The organism is Mycobacterium sp. TH-M116, from assembly GCF_057473685.1.
The window spans coordinates 1-16831 of the sequence record NZ_JBYCLC010000078.1 but is presented as its reverse complement, the minus strand read 5'-3'; the positions used below and the strand labels follow the sequence as shown (position 1 = coordinate 16831).

Genomic DNA, 16831 nt, shown 5'->3' with positions numbered 1-16831 from the left:
CGTGCGCAGGGCGGGGCACCCATAACGGGATTCCAGCAACGTCGCCAGATTACCGCCCGCCTGACGCCATCCCACGACCGCGTCCACCCGGTTGTCGTCGAGAGCGTCGCGGTAGAGCGTCACCGGGTCCAGCGCCAGCACGGTCGCGGCGATGCCGACGTCGCGCAGTTGGTCGGCGGCGGTGTTGGCCACTGCAACGGACGTCGGGTCGTTGGCCGCGACGCCGATGACGAGCGACAACTGCTGGCCGTCCCTGCTGATGCGGCCGCGGACGACCTCCGGCGGTCCGGTTTCCGGCGGTTCGGTTGCCGTAGGCGTCGGTGCCATCGTCGACGACGCCACCGGCACCGACCCGGTGCTCTCGACGTCGAAACCGGCGGCGGTCAGCAAGCCCAGCGCCGCCGTCGTCGTCATGGCCGGCGGCGCTGTCGGCTCGTAGCCGGGGTCGCTGGGCGAGCGGATCTGAGCCTGGTCCAGTGTGACGGTGTTGTCGCTGCCGGCGCCCACGGCCGCGAGCAGGTCGACGTCGAGCAACCCCAGAATCGCCTTGCGGACCCGGGTGTCGGCGAGTTTGGGTTCGTTGGCGCGCAGCGTCAGCTGCATGACCCGCGGTGTGACGATCCGGGCGGTCCGCACGTCGGGGATCGCGGACAACTGCGCGAACGCCGCGGACCCGCCGTGCACCTGGGCGACCTGGGTGTCGCCGTTGCGCACCGAGTCGGCCAGCGCCGCCGGCGCGCCCGCGCGGCGGAACAAGATGAGCGCGGGCTTGGCGGGCTGACCCCAGTAGCGGTCGTTGCGGGCGATCAGGATCTCGTCGCGCTGCGGGTCGATGGTCTCCACCCGGAACTGGCCCCCGGTGACCGGCATCGACCGGGCCAGCCCCGCCGTGAAGCCGCCCGGCACGTCCTTGACGATGTGCGCCGGCAGGATGTTGGTGAACAGCTCCCGCCAGGCCGGATACGGTTCGGAGAAGGTGACCACCGCCTGCTTGCCGCCGTCGAGCGACTGCACCCCGGTGATCGTGTCGTAGCCGGCCGGGTCGACCACGCCGGGCTGGCTGACCATCTGCCGCCACAGGTACCAGAAGTCGTCGGCAGCGATCGGGGCGTTGTCCGTCCACTGCGCCTCGGGACGGATCTTGTAGGTCACCGTGAACGGGTTCTGGGCGGTCACCTCAGCGGAGACCAGCAGGGTCGGGTCCATCTCCCAGCGGGACCCCGTCGGCGTGCTGGTGTCGGGCACCGGCCGGAACGCACTGGGCAGCACCAGCGCGCTGATCGCCGCGTTCACCGGCGACAGGTCCGACAGCAGATGCGGATTGAACCCCGCGCCGATCGAGTCGATGCCCATGATGATCTGCATGACCCGCTGGCGCGGCGGCGCTGAGTGGTGCGGCGTGTCGGTGCTCTGCGGCGCCGGCGGCGGTTTGACCGTGCACGCCGCCAGAGCCAGTCCGGTCAGGGAAACGACGACACCGGCCGCGGTGAACAGGCGGCGCAGTCGTCTCGGCACGCCGATCAGGGTATCGGGCGCATGCGCCCGGGCACGCTCGGCGAGCGGAGCGCCGCCGCCCGAATCCGGGCCGCAACCCGCGCCGAAATCCGGCGCGGATCTCGCCACGGCGTCACGCCCGCGGGCGGGAACCCCCGACAACCGACCTAACCCCGAGCCTTCGCCCGCGCCCGGCCGCGGGCCCGGGCCGTCGCGTCCAACTCGACCTTGCGGACGCGCACGATCTCCGGGGTCACTTCGACGCATTCGTCGCCGGCGCAGAATTCCATGGCGCGTTCCAGGTCCAGCTCGAGCGGTTTGGCCAGCGTCTCCATGACGTCCGCGGTCGACGATCGCATGTTGGTCAGCTTCTTCTCGCGGGTGACGTTGATGTCGAGATCCTCAGGGCGGGGGTTGATCCCCACGACCATGCCGGCATAGGTGTCCTGGCCGGGCTCGACGAAGAATTGGCCCCGGTCGGCGAGCTGGATGAGAGCGAACGGCGTGATGGTGCCAGACCTGTCGGACACCAGGGAGCCGGTGTGGCGGGACCGGATCTCCCCTGCCCACGGGCGGTAGCCGTCGAACACGGCGTTCGCGATGCCGGTGCCGCGGGTGAGCGTGAGGAAGTCGGTGCGGAAGCCGATCAGGCCGCGGCTGGGCACGATGAAGTCCATCCGGACCCAGCCGGCTGCGTGGTTGGTCATGTCCTCCATGCGGCCCTTGCGGCCGGCCATCAATTGGGTGATCGCGCCGACGAATTCCTCCGGGCAGTCGATCGTCATCGCCTCGAACGGCTCGTGAAGCTTGCCGTCGATCGTTCTGGTGACCACTTGCGGCTTGCCGACCGTGAGCTCGAAGCCCTCGCGGCGCATCTGTTCGACCAGCACGGCCAGGGCGAGCTCGCCGCGGCCTTGCACCTCCCACGCGTCGGGCCGGCCGATGTCCACGACCCGGATGGATACGTTGCCGACCAACTCGGTGTCCAGCCGGCCGCGGACCATGCGCGCGGTCAGCTTGTGGCCGCCGACTTTGCCGGCCAGCGGCGAGGTGTTGGTGCCGACGGTCACCGAGATCGCCGGCTCGTCGACGGTGATGCGCGGCAGCGCGTGAGCGTGTTCGGGATCGGCCAGGGTGTCCCCGATCATGATCTCGGCCAGGCCCGCCACGGCCACGATGTCGCCGGCGACCGCCTCGTCGGTGGCGCTGCGCTCGACCCCCTCGGTCACGAGCAACTCGGTGATCTTGGCGTTGGTGATGACGGGCAACCCGTCGACTTCCCGCATCCAGGCGACCTGCTGCCCCTTGCGCAGTCTGCCGTTGTAGATGCGGATCAGGGCGAGCCGCCCGAGGAAGGCCGACGCGTCGAGGTTGGTCACCAACGCCTGCAGCGGGGCGTCGGGGTCCCCCGACGGCGGCGGGATGTGCTCCATCAATACGTCGAACAGCGGGTCGAGGTTGTCGCCGACGGGCACCTCCCCGTCGGCGGGCTGTTCGGTGCTTGCGATGCCCGCGCGACCGGACGCGTACAGCGTCGGCAGCCCCAGCGCGTGCTCGGCCGCCTTGGCCGCCTCGTCGTCGAGGTCCGAGGCGACGTCGAGCAGCAGGTCGTGGCTGGCGTCGACCACCTCGGCGATGCGCGCGTCCGGCCGGTCCGTCTTGTTGACGACGAGGATCACGGGCAGGTGGGCCGCCAGCGCCTTGCGCAGCACGAACCGGGTCTGGGGCAGCGGCCCCTCTGACGCGTCGACCAGCAGCAACACCCCGTCCACCATGGACAGACCGCGTTCGACCTCGCCCCCGAAGTCCGCGTGCCCGGGAGTGTCGATGACGTTGATCACCGTCACGGTCCCATCCGGGTGCAGGCGGTGCACGGCGGTGTTCTTGGCCAGGATGGTGATGCCCTTTTCTTTCTCGAGGTCACCGCTGTCCATGATGCGTTCCTGGGTGTCGTCACCGCGGTGCGTCAACGCCCCGGACTGCCGCAGCATGGCGTCGACCAGGGTGGTTTTTCCGTGGTCGACGTGGGCGACGATGGCGACGTTGCGAAATGGCACGTCGCTGATTGTGGCAGCGCGGACTGCGCGTACGCGAACCGAGCAGGTCACCGGGTGTCCGTCGAATGTGAAACGGCAGCCTCGAGTGTGAAGCGGCGGCGGTCGCGCCCGGCGTGTCGCCGCCCTCACGTCACACCGGTTACCCGGGCCTTACCACCCGCGGCGGGGCGGCGCCGCGCCGACCATGTCTCCCGTGGCCGTCACCTCACGGCTGCGGTAGACGATGTAGGGCCGGAACAGGTAGGCGATCGGCGCGCTGAACACGTGCACCAGGCGAGTGAACGGCCACAGCGTGAACAGCACCATCCCGATCAGGGCGTGCAGCTGGTAGTCCCACGGCGCGTTGATCATGACCTCTCCGTGCGGCTGCAGGATCCAGATCCGCCGGAACCACAGCCCGACCGTGTAGCGGTAGTGGAATTCGCCTCCGTGCGGGCCGGTGCCGATCAGGTCGCAGTAGAGGCCCACCACGATGGCCAGCACCAGCACCGTATACATGACCTTGTCGCCGCGGGTGGTGGCCAGCGACACCGCGGGGCGGGTGAACCGGCGGTAGATCAGCAGCCCGATGCCCGCCAGCGCCGCGACGCCCGCGATCGACCCGGCGATCACCGCCTGCATGTGGTAGGCGTAGTCGCTCACCTTCAGCCAGTGGGTCACCCGCGGCGGGATGAGCAGCCCCATCACATGCCCGGCGAAAACCGCCAGGATGCCGAAGTGAAAGATCGGGCTGCCGATCCGCAGCAGGCGCGACTCGTAGATCTGCGAGGACCGGGAGGTCCAGCCGAACTTGTCGTAGCGGTACCGCCACCAGGTGCCCAGGATCAGGACCGTCAGCGTCACATACGGCGCGATGTCCCAGAACAGCACGTTGCTAAACATGTGGCGCTCCTGCCTGCCGTCGGGGAGGTACGGTCAAGGTGAATTCCTGCAGCCCAACGGCTTCGGCGGGCGGACCGGATTTCGCCAGGCGCTCCGCGCGGCGCAGCTCCTGGTCGGTGGCCACCGGCAGGGTGCCGCAGACCGCCGCCACGGTGGGCGCATAGGGCGACCCGGCGTCGGCCAGGGCGCTGTGCAACACGTCGAGGGGGACCCGGTGCTCGCTCAGCAACCGACGCCCGGCCGCGGGATCGACCGTCGCGGCGAATTCGAGCACCACCGGCAGGTAGTCGGGGGCTTCGGCGCGCGGCGGCTGCACGCCGGCTTCCCGGTAGGCGCTGGCGAAGGCCAGCATCTCGCGGCCACGGTTGCGGGTGTCCCCGGCAGTCCAGTACGTCAGATACATCGTGGCTCGTCGCCGCAGGTCGAAGGTGGCGACGTAGTCCATCGCCGCGGCCATCGGCTCGCGAACCCGCAGCGCCGCCGCCGTGTGCCCGAGCAATTCGCCTGCGGGGCCGACGACATGAGCCAGCAGCTCCGACACGGTGTCAAGCCGCCCGGTCAACCCGTCGTCGGGATAGGCCAGCAGCAGCGACGCGGCCTGCCAGACGAGGCGGTCCTGGATCCGGTCCCCGGAACGGTCCCAACGCTGAAGCAGTCTCATTGCCCGTGTTCTTCTTGCCCGTGTTCTTCTTGCCCGTGTTCTTCCGGGAACATCCCCGCCGATGCCTGGCGACCGTCCCAGTTGAGCAGGTTCACTCTGGATCGCTGTGTGGCGTGGAAGGTTTCCACCGACACGGGCACCGGTTCGCCCGACTCGTACATGCCGGGGCCGCCGTCGCCCTCCAGTGCGCAACCCTGCTCCTCGAGATCACGGGCCTGCGGGTTGAATGCCGTCGGAATCACATAGCGCTCTTCGTATTTCGCGATGGCAAGCAGCCGGTACATCTCGTAGATCTGTTGTTCGGTCATGCCCACCGACTCCGGGATGTGCGGCTGAGTTTCGCGTCCGAGGTTGATGTCACGCATGTAGGAGCGCATCGCCGCCAGTCGGCGCAGCACATCCTCCACCGGACCGGTGTCGCCGGCGGTGAACAGTTCGGCCAGATACTGCATCGGAATGCGCAGCGCTTCCAGCGCACCGAACAGGTTGCCCAGATCCTCCCCGTCGTGGCCGTCGCGGCTGACCGCGTCGACCACCGGCGACAGCGGCGGGATGTACCAGACCATGGGCATGGTGCGGTACTCGGGGTGCAGGGGCAGCGCGACCTTGTAGGTGTTGATCAGCGCGTGGATCGGGGAGCGCTGCGCGGCCTCGATCCACTCGTCGGAGATGCCCTCGGCGCGCGCGCCGGCGATCACCTCGGGATCGTGGGGGTCCAACAGGATCTGGCGCTGCGCCTCATAGAGGTCGGTGTCATTCTCCACCGACGCGGCGTGAAGCACCCGGTCGGCGTCGTAGAGCACCAGGCCCAGGTAGCGCAACCGCCCCACACAGGTCTCCGAGCAGATGGTCGGCAGGCCGACCTCCATCCGCGGGTAGCACAGCGTGCACTTCTCGGCCTTGCCGGTCTTGTGGTTGAAATACACCTTCTTGTAGGGGCATCCAGAGACACACATCCGCCAGCCCCGGCAGCGGTCCTGGTCGACCAGCACGATGCCGTCCTCGCTGCGCTTGTACATCGCACCCGACGGGCACGAGGCCACACAGGAGGGGTTGAGGCAGTGCTCGCAGATGCGCGGCAGATAGAACATGAAGGTCTCTTCGAGCCGAAGCCGGACCTCCTCGTTGACCTTTTTCAGGATCGGGTCTCCGGCCAGGATCTCCGGCGACCCGGACAGGTTGTCGTCCCAGTTCGGGCCCCAGGTGATCTTCATCGGTTTGCCGCTGATCAGACTGCGCGGCGCTGCGGTGGGGAAGGTGTCTCCGGCCGGCGCCGTGGTCAGGTTCTCGTAGTCGTAGGTCCACGGTTCGTAGTAGTCGTCGATGGTGGGCAGCCGGGGGTTGGCGAAGATCCGCAGCAGTTTGGCGATGCGGCCCCCGTCGCGCAACCTCAGCCGGCCCCTCTTGTCGCGCACCCAGCCGCCGCGCCACCGGTCCTGGTCCTCGTAGGTGCGCGGATAACCTTGACCCGGGCGGGTTTCGACATTGTTGAACCAGATGTATTCGGTGCCAGTGCGGTTGGTCCAGGCTTGCTTGCAGGTGACCGAGCAGGTGTGGCAGCCGATGCATTTGTCGAGGTTCATCACCATCGCCAATTGGGCCATGACTTTCATTGCTCAGTAACTCACTTCCTGGCTGCGCCGGCGTACCACGGTCACCTCGTCGCGCTGGCTACCGGCGGGGCCCAGGTAGTTGAACGCGAACGCGTGCTGGCCATAGCCACCGGCGAGGTGGCTGGGCTTGATCCGGATCCGGGTCAGTGCGTTGTGGTTGCCTCCCCGCTTGTTGTTGGTCTCGGTGCGCGGCGTGTCGACGGTGCGTTCCTGCACGTGGTAGACGAACACCACACCGTCGGGCATGCGGTGCGAGACGATCGCCCGGGCGACGTAGATGCCGTTGGTGTTGACAGCCTCCACCCAATCGTTGTCGCGCGCGCCGATTTTCGCGGCATCGCCGGGACTCATCCACATCGTCGGACCGCCACGCGACAACGAGAGCATGTACAGGTTGTCCTGGTAGGTGGAGTGGAACGACCACTTGGAGTGCGGGGTCAGATACCTTACGGTGAGCCCGATCCCGTCCTTGGTCGGACCGAGCTCGGACTGACCGAACAACCGCGCCATGTCCAGGGGCGGGCGGAAGACGGGCAGGTGTTCGCCGAGTTCCTCGATCCAGTCGTGGGCCAGGTAGAAATGCATCCGCCCGGTCAGGGTGTGGAACGGCTTGAGGTTCTCGATGTTGACGGTGAACGGCGCGTAGCGCCGACCGCCCGTTTCGCTGCCCGACCACTCCGGGCTGGTGTTCACCTGGACCGGACGTGCCTGGGTGTCGGCATAGGTGATGCGGCGGTCCTCGTTGCCCTCGGCGAGGTGGGTGAGCCGCTGGCCGGTGCGCTTCTCGAGTTCGCGGAAGCCCTCGACCGCGAGCCGGCCGTTGCACGTTCCCGACAGCAGCAGCATGACGTCAGCCATCCGCTCGTCGGTGGTGACGGCCGGGCGGCCCTGCGCCGCACCGGAGTTCATCACCCCGAATTTGGCCGCGAGCTCGTCGACCTCGCGGCTGGGGTGGACCGTGACACCCTTGGTGGTCAGCCCGAATCGGTCGACGAGCGGGCCCAGCGTCCGCCACTTGTCGTAGACGGCGGTGTAGTCGCGCTCCACGACGGTGAGCTTGGGCATGGTGCGCCCCGGTATCGGCGTCGCACCGGTGTGCAGCCAGTCGTTCTCGGTACCGTCGGGATAGACCATCGCGTCGGGGGTGTCGTGTTCCAGGGCACTGAGCACCACGTCGCTGCGGGTGCCCAGATGCTGTTTGGCCATCGCGCTGAAAGTTCGCGCAATCGCACCGAACGCCTCGAAGTCCGAACGTGTTTCCCAGGGCGGATCGGTCGCGGCGCTGAACGCGTGCACGAACGGGTGCATGTCGGTGCTGGAGATGTCGGCCTTCTCATACCAGGTCGCGGCCGGCAGCACCACATCCGAGACCAGCGTCGTGGAGGTCTGCCGAAAGTCGATCGACATCAGCAGGTCGAGCTTGCCCTCGGGAATGTCTCCCTCGCACCTCACGTCGACGGGACGTATCCCGCCCTCGGGGGGCTCGGCCTGCACGTTGGAATCGGTGCCCAGCAGATGGCGCAGGAAATACTCGCCGCCCTTGCCCGACGAACCGATCAGGTTGGCCCGCCAGACCGTCAGCACGCGCGGCCAGTTGACCGGGTCGTCGGGATCGGTGACGGCCAGCTTGAGTTCGCGTTGACCGAGCCGCTCGGCGACGTACTCGGCGACGTCGCGGCCCGCGGCGTGGGCCTCGTCGGCGACGTCCAGGCTGGACCGGTCGAATTGCGGGTAGTACGGGCTCCAGCCCATGGCCGCCGCCGAGGCCAGCAGATCGATGGTGTGTTTGCCGGCGAACCGGCCCCGGCCGACCGGGCTGGCCAGCTTGTCGGCTTCGTAGTTGTCGTAGCGCCATTGGTCGGTGTGGGCGTACCAGTAGGAGGCTCCGGGGATCAGTCGCGGTGGGCGCACCCAGTCGGTGGCCATCGCCATGGTCTGGAATCCGGTGAGCGGACGGACTTTTTCCTGACCGACATAGTGCGCCCAGCCACCGCCGTTGCGTCCCATCGAACCGGTCAGCATCAGCAGCGCCAGCACTGCGCGGTAGGTGGCATCGCCGTGGAACCACTGATTGATCCCACTGCCCATGATGATCATCGACCGGCCGCCGGATTCCTCCGCGTTGCGGGCGAATTCGCGCGCGACCCGGATGGCCTGTGCGGCCGAGACGCCGGTGATCGGCTCCTGCCAGGCCGGGGTGTTCTGCTGTGCCGCGTCGTCGTAGCCGGTGGGCCAGTCGCCCGGCAGCCCCGGCCGCGCGACCCCGTAATGGGCGAGCATCAGGTCGAACACCGTGCACACCAGATGCTCTCCGACGCGCCGTACCGGGATACCGCGCGCCACAGCCCTACCCTCGCCGTCGACCGTGTCGAAGCTGGGCAGATGCACCAGGGCCGTGCTGGGATCCGTGTTCGAGCCGTGCACGCTGAGGGCCGGCACCAGATCGCCGAGGTCCAGGTTCCACCGGCCGATGCCGTCCTCGCCGTAACGGAATCCCAGTGAGCCGTTGGGCACCGCCGCGGAGTCGGTCGCCTCGTCCCACACCGCGGGCTTGAGTGCCGCGTTCTCGACCGCCTCTCCCAGGTCGGCCGCCGTGAGATTCTTCCCCGGCACCACCATGTCGCCGCGTTGTTCCAGCTTGATCAGGAACGGCAGGTCGGTGTATCGGCGCGCGAAGTCGGCGAAGAACGGAATCTGCTTTGCCACATAGCATTCCGAGAGGATGACGTGGCCCATCGCCATCGCCAGCGCCCCGTCGGTGCCGGCCGCGCACGGCATCCACTCGTCGGCGAACTTGGTGTTGTCGGCGTAGTCGGGGCTGACGGTGACCACCTTGGTGCCGCGGTAGCGCGCCTCGGCCATCCAGTGCGCGTCGGGAGTCCGGGTGATCGGAACGTTGGAACCCCACATCATCAGATAGGCCGCGTCCCACCAGTCGCCGGATTCGGGCACGTCGGTCTGATCGCCGAACACCTGCGGCGAGGCCACCGGGAGGTCGGCGTACCAGTCGTAGAACGACGTCATCACGCCGCCGATCAGCTCGACGAACCGGGAGCCGGCGGCGTAGGACACCATCGACATGGCCGGGATCGGGGAGAAGCCGGCGACCCGGTCCGGACCGTAGGCCTTGATGGTGTGCACGTGGGCGGCGGCGATCAGCTCGGTGGCCTCGGCCCAGGTGATCCGCACCAGCCCGCCCTTGCCGCGAGCCTGCTGGTAGCGGCGGCGACGCTCGGGATCGGCCTGAATGTCGGCCCAGGCCAATACGGGGTCCCCGAGGCGGGCCTTGGCTTCCCGGTACATGTCGACCAGCACGCCGCGGGCGTACGGGTAGCGCACCCGGGTGGGCGAATAGCTGTACCAGGAGAACGAGGCGCCGCGCGGGCATCCGCGCGGTTCGTATTCCGGACGGTCAGGGCCCACCGAGGGGTAGTCGGTCTGCTGGGTCTCCCAGGTGATGATCCCGTCCTTGACGTAGATCTTCCACGAGCACGACCCGGTGCAGTTGACGCCGTGAGTGGAGCGGACCACCTTGTCGTGGCTCCACCGGTCGCGGTAGAACGCGTCGGCTTCGCGGCCGCCCTGACGGGTGACAGTGCGCAGGTCCGCCGAGAACTCCCCCGGGGTGAAGAACCGCCCGCTGCGCTCGAGCAGTTCCTCGAGCGGCCCGCCGGTGTGGGGTTTCGGGGTCAACGGCACAACCTCCTGTTCGATGGATCCTGCCCGGGGGTTCCCACTCGATGGTGTTGTGAAGCCCCCCGTTCGTGCCGGCGGCGGCGCCGGCTTCTGGCATACGGGTGAGCCCGCCGTCCGCGTGGCACCGCGATCCGCAGCCGACCCCAGCAGCCGGTGGACTCGTCGCAGGCAAGCCGGGCCGAAGCCATTGATCGTGATATCTACAATTGTGACTGTAGCAACCTATCGCCGGGCTGCAGATTGGCTGACCAACTCCTGTGGAGTCGTCACGAGCCCGCTGCAAGGGCCCCGGCCAGGTCGCCCAGCCAGCCCCGGTCGGCGGGCACCCAGTCGACGTCGTGCAGTTCGGCCGCCGTCACCCAGCGCAGCGCCCGATGATCCTGCGCCCGCGGTTCACCGCGGACCAGCCGTACCCGGTAGGCCCGCAACGTCGCCGCGCCGTCCAGCGCGATGTCGTGCCCGAGCCGGTCGCCCACCACGACGTCGGCCGCCGCCACACCCAGCTCCTCGGCCAGTTCCCGGGCCAGCGCATCGCGCTCGGATTCACCGGCCGCGACCTTGCCGCCGGGCAGTTCCCAGCGGCCGGCCAGCTCCGGCGGCCGCACCCGTTGGGCCACCAGGACCGCGGGGCCGGAGATGACGGCCGCGGCGACGACGATCTGGGTGGGCATGGCCAGTGAGGGTATACCGTCGGGTCATGGCTGTGTTATCGGATGAGCAAGTGGACGCCGCGCTGCCCGAACTGAACGGATGGGAGCGCGCCGAAGGCGTCCTGCGCCGGTCGATCACGTTCCCGACGTTCCTGGGCGGGATCGACGCGGTACGCCGGGTGGCCGAGCACGCTGAGAGCCGAGATCATCACCCCGACATCGATATCCGCTGGCGAACAGTGACTTTCGCTTTGGTGACGCACTCCGAGGGCGGCATCACCCAGAACGACATCGCGATGGCGCGCGACATCAACGGGATCGTCGGAGGCTGATCCGGCCGGTCGGCCCGATGTCGCGCCGGCTGGTGCCGGCGATCCAGCCCAGGGTCGCGACCGCGGCGCCGATGTAGACCAGGCCGGCCCAGGCCAGGTACCACGGGCGGTGGATCGTCCAGATGCTCGGTTGCACGAAGCTGAGCAGCCACGGCACGCCGACGACGGTGAGTGCCAGCCAGGTCCAGCCCAGGATCCGCGTGCCGCGGCGCGCACTCAGGGGTCCGTGCAGCAGCCACATCATCAGCGGGACCAGCCATACCCAGTGGTGGGTCCAGGAGATCGGCGAGAGCAGCAGCCCGAACACCTCGACCACCAGCAATCTGCCGAGCCGATCCCCGGACCCCAGCGCCCACCACGCCAGCGCGGCCAGGACAGCTGTACCGCCGAGGGCGGCGAGCACCGGCGGACCATAGCCGGCGTCATAACCGACGATCCGGGAGATGCCGCCGCGCCATGATTGGTTGAACGAGGTGGCGACGGGCCCGACGCGGTGCGCGTCGCCGAGCAGTCGGGTGAAGTAGTAGCGAGCCTGGCCGCCGACGACCAGAGCCGACAATCCGACGGTCGCGGCGAACACCACGGCCGAGGACACCGCGGCCGCCCACCGCCGGGCGCCCAGCAGGTAGACCCCGGCGATCGCCGGGGTCAGCTTGATCCCGGCTGCCGTGCCGACCAACAGGCCGGACAGCCACCACCGCGAGGTCGCGACCGCCCACAGCACCGCCAGCATCAGCAGCACATTGATCTGCCCGTAGTCGAACGTGCTGCGCAGCGGTTCGATCCAGATCGCGACTGCCGTCCACAGCATCGCCACGCGGTGGCCGGCGCCCGAGGCAACGCCCATCAACCGCTGGCTGATCCGGATCGAGCCGTACAACGCGGCCACGGTCGCGATCTGCCACACGAAGGCGACCAGTCCGAACGGCAACAGGTGCAGCGGGTAGAACACCACCGCCGCGAACGGCGGGTAGGTGAACGGCAGCGGGAAGTCCGGCGTCTGGTCGGCGTACACGTAGCTGTACAGGGTGCCCGGATGATCGAGTGCGGCCGAGCCGCCCAGATACACATGCAGGTCGACGAAGTTCGCCCCGTTGCGCGCCACATACGTCCAGGCGAGGCGGGCGGCGACGCTGAGGATCAACAGCACCGGCGCGACGGTGCTGAGCCGGTGCGCCGGCCTGGCGTCGTTGGTTGCCGCCGGGGCGACCGAGGTGGTGTCGATCCCTCCGACTTTAAGGCGTGCCGACGGCGAAGCCCCCCGCGGCCGGTCACGGTACGGCGGTCGCCCGGTCACCGCTGTCACTCGAACGAGTCACGATCGAATAAATGCCACACGTGTCACTTGAGTCCCATCAGTATCGACGTAACTTCTGGCACGGGACCTGTCGTCGACAACCAGGGAGAGACATGCCAACCATCTGGACCTATCTGCGTGCAACCGCCGTCGTAGTCGGTTCGTCCGCAGCGCTTTTGACGGGCGGTATCGCCCACGCCGATCCGGTACCGGCTCTTCCGCCCGTGCAGGACATTCCGCAGCAGCTGATCAGCTCGGCGGCCAACGCGCCGCAGATCCTGCAGAGCCTCGCGACCGCACTCGGCGCCACGCCGCCCGCGGCTCCTCCGTCGGCTCCCGGCATCAGCTTCCCGGGTTTGACCCCGGCGGCGGCGACGGCGCCCGCGGCGACCTCGGCGGGCCTGCCCCCGATCCCCGGGCTGACGCCGGCGGCCACCGCACCCGCGGCGCAGAGCGCCCCGGCGATTCCAGGACTGCCGGCGTCGATCCCGGGCCTGACATCACCGGCACCGGCGACTGCTCCGGCCCCGGCGGCGTCGCCGATCCCGGGCCTGCCGATCTCCCTGCCCGGCGCTGCCGCTCCGGCTGCTTCGGCGCCGGCCGCGGGGACGCCGGCCGCCGGTCTGCCGCAGGCCAAGATCGACATGCCCGCACTGCCGGGCCTGCCGGTGAAAGTGCCGCCACAGGTCACGCTGCCCGGCGACCTGTCGGGTTTGGCCTCGGGCGCACCGGCCGCCGCGGCGCCTGCCGCCGCAGCGCCGGGACTGCTTTCGGCCCTGCCCTGATCAGCCACTCAGTCGGCTAACCCACTACCAGGACCGGAGGACTCGTGGCACATATCAGGAAACTGCCCGAAGGATTGGCGATCGTGGCCGCGGCATCGGCCGCGCCGCCGCCTCCACCGCAGTCGAGCTCGGCCCAGCAAATGCCGGGACTGCCGGCGTTGTCGGAGCTGAGCCCGATCATCCAGCAGGCGGCCGGCAACCCCGAGCAGGCGACCCAGCTGCTCATGGCGGCCGCGCAGGCCTTCACCCACAGCCCGACCGCTCCCGCCGAGTCCAAGAACGTGGCCGCATCGGTGGACCACTTCGTCCAGGCGCCGGTCGCGCACGTGCCACCGGAGGGGCTGCAGCCCGGCCTGCAGGCACACCTGCCCACGGGCGTCGACCCGGCACACGCGGTGGGCCCGGCGCCCTTCGCCGCCCCTGCCGTGCCACCGGCAAACACGCCGCCGGCCGCGGCACTGGCCGCCCCGGTTCCGGATTCCGCGGCGCCCGGACCCGCGCCGGCGGCTGCGCCGACTCCGGATTTCGGCCGCGACGCCCCGCCCACCCAGGACTTTCTGTACCCGTCGATCGGCACCAATTGCGTTGCCGACGGCGGCAACTCGATCGCGACCGCGCTGTCGGTGGCAGGTCCGGCAACGATCCCGCTGCCAGGTCCGGGCCCGGGCCAGACCGCCTACGTGTTCACCGCGGTGGGCACACCCGGCCCGGCCGAGGTGCAGAAGCTCCCGTTGAACGTCACCTGGGTGAACCTGACGACCGGCAAGTCCGGCACCGTCGCGCTCAAGCCCCGCTCCGATATCAACCCGGAGGGGCCGACGACGCTGACCGCAATCGCCGACACGGGCTCGGGAAGCGTCATGTCGACGATCTTCGGGCAGGTGACCACCAAGGAAAAGCAGTGTCAGTTCATGCCCACGATCGGCTCGACGGTGGTGCCGTAGAGCCCGCGTAGAGCCCGACCTTGCAGACGTGCCGACCGGCGTGTCCCCGCGACGGGGCGCGCCGGTCACTCGTCAGCACGCCATTCAGTACGCCATGAACAAGATGGCGTCGCGGTCGTACTCCAGCCCCGGGTGGACCGCGGCGAGATGGCCCTGGGTCAGTTCGACCAGCTCGTCCTCATCCTTGCCGACGATGGCCTCTCCGCACGGACACGTGATGTGTGTCTTCATGATGGCGCCTTTCTGTACTGCTCACCGGTTACTGTGCCGCCTTGGCCGCCACCTTGGCCGCCGGCTTGGCCGCCGCCTTGGCCTCGGCTTTCATCTGCTTCTTGTGCGAGCGCACCTGCCCGAGCGAACGCGCGTCGACGATGTCGGCGACCGAGATGTGCGTGCCGGGCCGGCCGAAGTCGCCCGCCGCCTCGCGCCATCCCGGCGGTGTCACCCCGTACTGCTTGCCCAGCAGCGCCAGGAAGATCTGCGCCTTCTGCTCACCGAAACCGGGCAGGCCTTTGAGCCGTCGCAGCAGTTCGTGCCCGTCGGGCTCGCCGTAGCGCCACAACCCGGTGGCGTCCCCGTCGTAGCGGTCCACGACGATCTGCGCCAACGCCTGGACACGCTTGGCCATGGCTCCCGGAAAGCGGTGTATCGCAGGCTTTTCCGAACACAGCGCGGCGAACTTCTCCGGGTCGTAGTCGGCGATCTCGGCGGCGTCGAAGCCACCCATGCGGTCGGCGATCTTCTTCGGTCCCGCGAACGCGGTCTCCATCGGCACCTGCTGGTCGAGCAGCATGCCGACCAGCAACGCGAACGGGCTCTCGTCCAGCAGCGCGTCAGCGGCCGGGTCTTGAACAAGCTGCAGTTTCGGCACCGGCACAGTCTAGGCCGACAGAACGACAGGAGGCCTGGGTAGTCCAGAGGATTCGACCGGCGGATCAGATAGCGACCGGATTCACCGAACACGACGCGACCCGGTGCGACCCGGTGCGACCCGGTGCGACACCGCCGTTCCTGAGTGAATATCGCCGAGTGGTCGTGGCCGCCACTGGACAGTTCCGATGTCCCTTGACCGAGCAGCTTCCCAGGCCCGTGACGACGCAATCGCCAAGTGGATGCCGGAGCTGGCGGGAGCCAGCGGCTACGCATGAATTTTCTATGAATGCCGGAGCTTTCGCGACCGGCCACTGCCGCATGGAGAAGATCACCCTATGAGCAACATGCCCATGCCCGGTTGGTACCCGGATCCGAGTGGCGCCCCCCGACAACGGTACTGGGACGGCCAGAAGTGGGACGGCCAGAGGTGGGCCGATGCGCCGGTCCCCCAGACGAGGCCAGACAAGACCAAGTGGATCGCCGGCGGCATCGTCGCGCTGGTCGCGCTGGTCCTGCTGATAGCCATCGCAAGCACCAGCGGCAACAACAAGAAGACCGTGACGGAGACGAACACAGCCGCGTCGGTCCCCTCAACGGGGAGCGTCACCACGGCGAAGCCGGCCAAGCCAGCTGGGCCTGTCGTGGCCTCCGCTGGATCGTCGGTGCGCGACGGCAAGTTCGAGTTCCAGGTGCTGGGTGTTGACCGGTCAGCCACGAAAGAGGGGGTCTTCACCGCGCAGCAGGCCAAGGGCGAGTTCTTCATCGTCAAGGTCCGCGTGACGAACATCGGTGACGACGCCCGGAGCTTCTCCGCATCGAGCCAGCACCTGATCGTCAACGGCAACAAGTACGACGCGACTTCATCGCTCAGCGACAACACCTGGATGGACAACATCAACCCCGGCCTCGAGATCGAGGGCACCATCTCGTTCGACATCCCGCAAGGATCGGTGCCGGAAGCGGTGGAGTTCCACGACTCGATGTTCTCGGGCGGTGCTCGCGTGGCCCTCTAGCTGGGGGGGGGAATGGACATGACACGCGTGATGGCAGCACTGATCGCAGCGGTGGTTACGGCCGTTGCCTTGTCCAGCTCAGCTGGCGCGGTGCCGGACCAGGGCACACCTGAATTCGACAACTACATGCACGGATTAGAGCGCAATGGATTCCACTTGAGCCCTGACACCGCGTGGCGCGTCGCTCACCAGGCGTGTGAAGGCGGCGTACCGGGGTTCATCGGATGGGAGTTGGCCGCTCAAGGCGTTGTCGGGCCCGGATCACAGCAGCGGCTGATGGCCGCGGCCAGAAAGTACGCCTGCCCGGTTCAGTAGGTGACCTGCCGGGCGCCGGCCCATCAGCCGGGACCGGATCACCCCTGCAACCCGAGCGAACCACACGAAAGCACCTGCGCCGCGCAGCCCCACAAGCGCCACCGACACCACAGACCGGGTGCCGCTCAACGGTGTTCAGCGCCTCTCAGCCGCTCTTGCGACGGAACTCCCGGCGGTTCTCCAGCGGCCCGTGCGTGCGTGGCTGCTTGCCGCCGCCGT

The 16831-nt window shown here is 68.6% G+C and carries 16 protein-coding genes; 5 read left to right on the top strand and 11 right to left on the bottom strand.

The features are described from left to right. The 7 genes from AC2VOK_RS03850 to AC2VOK_RS03820 form a co-directional block, all read right to left on the bottom strand. On the bottom strand, nucleotides 1-1521 hold a 1521-nt coding region (locus AC2VOK_RS03850), incomplete at its 3' end, for an ABC transporter family substrate-binding protein (RefSeq protein ID WP_428899305.1). A gap of 140 nt (nucleotides 1522-1661) precedes the next feature. Beyond that, nucleotides 1662-3551, bottom strand: coding sequence for a translational GTPase TypA (gene typA / locus AC2VOK_RS03845; RefSeq protein ID WP_428899303.1), 1890 nt, complete (start codon nucleotides 3549-3551; stop codon nucleotides 1662-1664). A gap of 150 nt (nucleotides 3552-3701) precedes the next feature. Further along, nucleotides 3702-4433 carry a respiratory nitrate reductase subunit gamma gene (gene narI / locus AC2VOK_RS03840; RefSeq protein ID WP_428899302.1) on the bottom strand — a complete coding sequence of 244 codons (732 nt, stop codon included), beginning with the start codon at nucleotides 4431-4433 and terminating at the stop codon, nucleotides 3702-3704. Beyond that, nucleotides 4426-5094: a nitrate reductase molybdenum cofactor assembly chaperone gene (gene narJ, locus AC2VOK_RS03835; RefSeq protein ID WP_428899301.1), complete on the bottom strand. Its 669-nt coding sequence runs from the start codon at nucleotides 5092-5094 to the stop codon at nucleotides 4426-4428. The genes narI and narJ overlap by 8 nt, the downstream gene beginning before the upstream one ends. After that, nucleotides 5091-6707 carry a nitrate reductase subunit beta gene (narH, locus tag AC2VOK_RS03830; protein WP_428899300.1) on the bottom strand — a complete coding sequence of 539 codons (1617 nt, stop codon included), beginning with the start codon at nucleotides 6705-6707 and terminating at the stop codon, nucleotides 5091-5093. The genes narJ and narH overlap by 4 nt, the downstream gene beginning before the upstream one ends. 3 nt (nucleotides 6708-6710) lie before the next feature. Next, nucleotides 6711-10400, bottom strand: a complete 3690-nt coding sequence (locus tag AC2VOK_RS03825) for a nitrate reductase subunit alpha (protein WP_428899299.1) — start codon at nucleotides 10398-10400, stop codon at nucleotides 6711-6713. Between the two features lie 269 nt (nucleotides 10401-10669). Then, a complete protein-coding gene (locus AC2VOK_RS03820) occupies nucleotides 10670-11074 on the bottom strand; it encodes a (deoxy)nucleoside triphosphate pyrophosphohydrolase (protein WP_428899298.1) in 405 nt (134 codons plus the stop codon). A gap of 26 nt (nucleotides 11075-11100) precedes the next feature. On the opposite strand from AC2VOK_RS03820, the gene AC2VOK_RS03815 reads away from it, so the two are divergent. After that, nucleotides 11101-11385, top strand: a complete 285-nt coding sequence (locus AC2VOK_RS03815; protein WP_421529511.1) for a 4a-hydroxytetrahydrobiopterin dehydratase — start codon at nucleotides 11101-11103, stop codon at nucleotides 11383-11385. Here the strand turns inward: AC2VOK_RS03815 and AC2VOK_RS03810 are convergent. After that, nucleotides 11363-12682, bottom strand: coding sequence for a mannosyltransferase (locus AC2VOK_RS03810; RefSeq protein ID WP_421529510.1), 1320 nt, complete (start codon nucleotides 12680-12682; stop codon nucleotides 11363-11365). The genes AC2VOK_RS03815 and AC2VOK_RS03810 overlap by 23 nt on opposite strands. Nucleotides 12683-12795: 113 nt before the next feature. Here AC2VOK_RS03810 and AC2VOK_RS03805 point away from each other — a divergent pair, with 113 nt between their 5' ends. Then, nucleotides 12796-13467, top strand: coding sequence for a hypothetical protein (locus AC2VOK_RS03805; protein ID WP_421529509.1), 672 nt, complete (start codon nucleotides 12796-12798; stop codon nucleotides 13465-13467). 44 nt (nucleotides 13468-13511) lie between these two features. After that, nucleotides 13512-14411, top strand: coding sequence for an Rv1157c family protein (locus AC2VOK_RS03800; protein WP_428899297.1), 900 nt, complete (start codon nucleotides 13512-13514; stop codon nucleotides 14409-14411). 84 nt (nucleotides 14412-14495) lie between these two features. Here AC2VOK_RS03800 and AC2VOK_RS03795 read toward each other — a convergent pair whose 3' ends face one another. Both AC2VOK_RS03795 and AC2VOK_RS03790 read right to left on the bottom strand, forming a co-directional pair. Beyond that, nucleotides 14496-14642: a DUF1059 domain-containing protein gene (locus AC2VOK_RS03795; RefSeq protein WP_428899296.1), complete on the bottom strand. Its 147-nt coding sequence runs from the start codon at nucleotides 14640-14642 to the stop codon at nucleotides 14496-14498. 28 nt (nucleotides 14643-14670) lie between these two features. After that, nucleotides 14671-15282 carry an HhH-GPD-type base excision DNA repair protein gene (locus AC2VOK_RS03790; protein WP_428899295.1) on the bottom strand — a complete coding sequence of 204 codons (612 nt, stop codon included), beginning with the start codon at nucleotides 15280-15282 and terminating at the stop codon, nucleotides 14671-14673. A gap of 337 nt (nucleotides 15283-15619) precedes the next feature. Here AC2VOK_RS03790 and AC2VOK_RS03785 point away from each other — a divergent pair, with 337 nt between their 5' ends. Beyond that, a complete protein-coding gene (locus AC2VOK_RS03785) occupies nucleotides 15620-16297 on the top strand; it encodes a DUF4352 domain-containing protein (protein ID WP_428899294.1) in 678 nt (225 codons plus the stop codon). Nucleotides 16298-16309: 12 nt separating this feature from the next. Further along, nucleotides 16310-16612: a DUF732 domain-containing protein gene (locus AC2VOK_RS03780; protein WP_428899293.1), complete on the top strand. Its 303-nt coding sequence runs from the start codon at nucleotides 16310-16312 to the stop codon at nucleotides 16610-16612. A 145-nt stretch (nucleotides 16613-16757) separates the two neighbouring features. Here AC2VOK_RS03780 and AC2VOK_RS03775 read toward each other — a convergent pair. Beyond that, nucleotides 16758-16831, bottom strand: a 74-nt coding sequence (locus AC2VOK_RS03775; protein WP_428899304.1) for a DUF5302 family protein, incomplete at its 5' end; no start/stop codon positions are given.